The organism is Caldisalinibacter kiritimatiensis (genome assembly GCF_000387765.1).
Classification (GTDB): domain Bacteria; phylum Bacillota; class Clostridia; order Tissierellales; family Caldisalinibacteraceae; genus Caldisalinibacter; species Caldisalinibacter kiritimatiensis.
Genome location: NZ_ARZA01000194.1, coordinates 1 through 2,824, shown reverse-complemented (window position 1 = coordinate 2,824; position 2,824 = coordinate 1). Strand labels below are relative to the sequence as shown.

Annotated in this window: 2 protein-coding genes; both read left to right on the top strand. The window is 32.4% G+C overall.

All coding sequences use genetic code 11. The features are described 5' to 3' along the window. The first annotated feature begins 161 nt into the window (after positions 1-161). On the top strand, positions 162-2,183 hold the full coding sequence (locus tag L21TH_RS08455; RefSeq protein ID WP_006314080.1) for a methyl-accepting chemotaxis protein: 2,022 nt from the start codon (positions 162-164) through the stop codon (positions 2,181-2,183). A 118-nt stretch (positions 2,184-2,301) separates the two neighbouring features. Beyond that, positions 2,302-2,643: a hypothetical protein gene (locus tag L21TH_RS08450; RefSeq protein WP_006314078.1), complete on the top strand. Its 342-nt coding sequence runs from the start codon at positions 2,302-2,304 to the stop codon at positions 2,641-2,643. Positions 2,644-2,824: the final 181 nt, after the last annotated feature.

The window sequence follows — 2,824 nt, the reverse complement described above, 5'->3', positions numbered from 1 at the left end:
AGAAAAAATGTTTATAGAATTATTATCGAAAAGCGAAAGGCGAACAGCGAATAGCCTAATCTTTTCTAAGAATTAAGAGCTAGGAGCTGAGAACTGACTGAAAAGCTACTAACTAACAAATCGACGAAGTCGATTTTGTTCTATTAATGGAGGTGAGAAATGTGCTAAAAAAGATGAAGTTGACTCAAAGGCTAATTATTTCTGTAGTTATATTAGCGGTACTACCACTATTAGTGCTTTCTTTTGTTAATTATATGACTATTGATGAGGTGTTAAATGAAAAAATATATGAGCTTATTACAGAGCAGGGTAAGAATAAGGCAGCTAAGATTGATCAATGGTTTATGGGCAAAAAAAGTGAAATAGAAGCAATAGCAAATGTACCAACTTTGCGAAAAGGAGCAACTGAAGAAGAAAGAGCTAAGTATACAGCGTATAACTTATATCGTTTAAAAAAAGCTCATAAAAATGTATATGATGCACAGTGGTCAACTGATGAAAAAGGAGATTACATATTTGCTGAGCCTGACTCTCAAGGAAACGTAAAGTCAACAAAAGTTGGTAGTATCAAGGATAGAGATTATTGGAAAACTTTGATTAGTGGACAAACTGTAGTAAGTAATCCTCTAATCTCTCGTTCTACTGGAAAACCCGCAGTAGTTATTGCAGCTCCAATAAAGGGTTATAATGGTGATTATATAGGGACTGTAGGTAATAATGTATTACTTACATTTATTGACGAAACATTGAAAGATATAGGATTAAGTGAAAATAGCTTTGCTATACTAACTTCTAGAGATGGAACATTTATAGTACATCCTAATAAAGATATGGTGATGAAGAAAAATGTAAATACAGAAGATGATTCGTTAAGCAAAGCTATAGTTTCTTTGATAGGAAAAGAAGGTGAATTTAAAGAGGTAGAATATAAAAATAGCACTAAGGTTGTAGCTAATTATAAGATTAAAGAGGCAGGTTGGACTTTAACTATTGTAGGCGATTATAATGAACTATTTGCAGCAAGACAAAAGATAATATATAAAACATTAATTATTATAGCTTTAGTTTTTGTTTTTGTTGTATTAGCAGGATACTTTGTAATAAAGGGGATAAAAGGCCCAATAAATGAAATAAAAGACGTCATTGTTAAAGCAAGCAATGGTGACTTAACAGGTAGATTGAAGGTAGTTACTGATGATGAAATAGGTGAGCTTGGAAAAAGCTTTAATACTATGATGGATAATGTAGGGAAACTATTAAATGAAGTAAAAGATTCTTCCGATACAGTGTTAGAGTCTTCTAGCTCTTTATCAGATATAACAGAGCAGACAAGTGCTGCTACAAGTGAAGTGGCAAGGACTATTGAAGAAATTGCTGAAAGCGCAAGTGGACAAGCTAAAGATACAGAAAACGGAGCTATAAGAACAAATGAACTTGCAAATAATATACAACAAGTAGCAGATAATATTGAGAATTCAATAGATAAGTTTACAGCATTAAGTGATCTTAGTGAAAAAGGATTAAATATTGTAGAACTATTAACCAATAAATCACAGCAGGTAAACGAAGCAAGGGAAGTAGTAAACAATATGGTAAAATCTGTGGAAAATGGCTCTAAAGAAATAGAGGTTATTATAGATACAATAAGTCAAATAGCAGAACAAACAAATCTTTTAGCTTTAAATGCAAGTATAGAAGCAGCAAGAGCAGGTGAGTCCGGTAGAGGATTTGCAGTAGTTGCTGATGAAATAAGAAAACTAGCGGAACAGTCAGCGGAGGCTACAGAAGGAATTAGAGAAGTTATTACAGGAATACAACAACAGTCTAATGAATTATCTACCTCTACTATCAAAGCGATAGAGTTAGGAGAAGAACAAAATAAAGCAGTTAGAGAAACTGGTGATTTGTTTAATCAGATTTCAGATACAATAAAAGAGCTAACTGAAAATATACAGAAAATAGAAAGATTAAATAGTGAAATGATACATAAAAAGAATGAGATTGTAGCAGTTATAGAAAACATATCGGCTTCTTCAGAGGAAACTGCAGCAGCAACACAGCAGGTTTCAGCTGGTGCAGAGGAACAGTTGGCTTCAATTGAAGAAGTAGCTTCATATGCAAAGGAACTAGAATCATTAGCAGAAGGGCTTAAAGATAGTGTTAATAAATTTAAACTACAGTAGCCAAGGGATTTTTCCCTTGGTTTTTTTACGTATTAATTTAAATTATCGAAGTAACGCAAAAAAATATTTTTCATATAATGTTAGTAATGAAATTTAAAATCTAAAAGGAGATGAGTTGATGAATAGAGAGAGGGATAATGATTATTATAGAGAAGCTCCAATAATGCCTGCACAACCGAACATGGAATATCCAATGCCTTTGATGCCCAATACACCAAATATGCCTATGCCGTATTATCAACCAATGATGGACCCAATGATGCAATGGTGTATGATGAATTGTATGAGGTATATGTGTCCTATGATGAATCCTAATATGCCTTATATGGTAAACCCAATGATGCCTAATCCTAATATGCCAATGCCTTATTTTCCTCCTATGATGGAAAATGAAATGGACATGGAAAATAATTATATGTATCCAATGTATCCATCATGTCCACAACCACATATGAGATAAAGTAAATCTTAAATAAGATTACCTAACAAAAAGGACTATTTACTATTTATTTAGTATTTAGTCCTTTTTTATTATCTAAGAAAGTATATTTACTGTATAGCTTGTAATTAAGCTAAATACGAGTTTGAAAAGTAGAAAAAATGTTTATAGAATTATTATCGAAAAGCGAAAGGCGAACAGC

Bases quoted from the DNA above. Each gene is read 5' to 3' on its own strand.
- L21TH_RS08450 (WP_006314078.1), top strand. From the start codon at position 2,302: ATGAATAGAGAGAGGGATAATGATTATTATAGAGAAGCTCCAATAATG.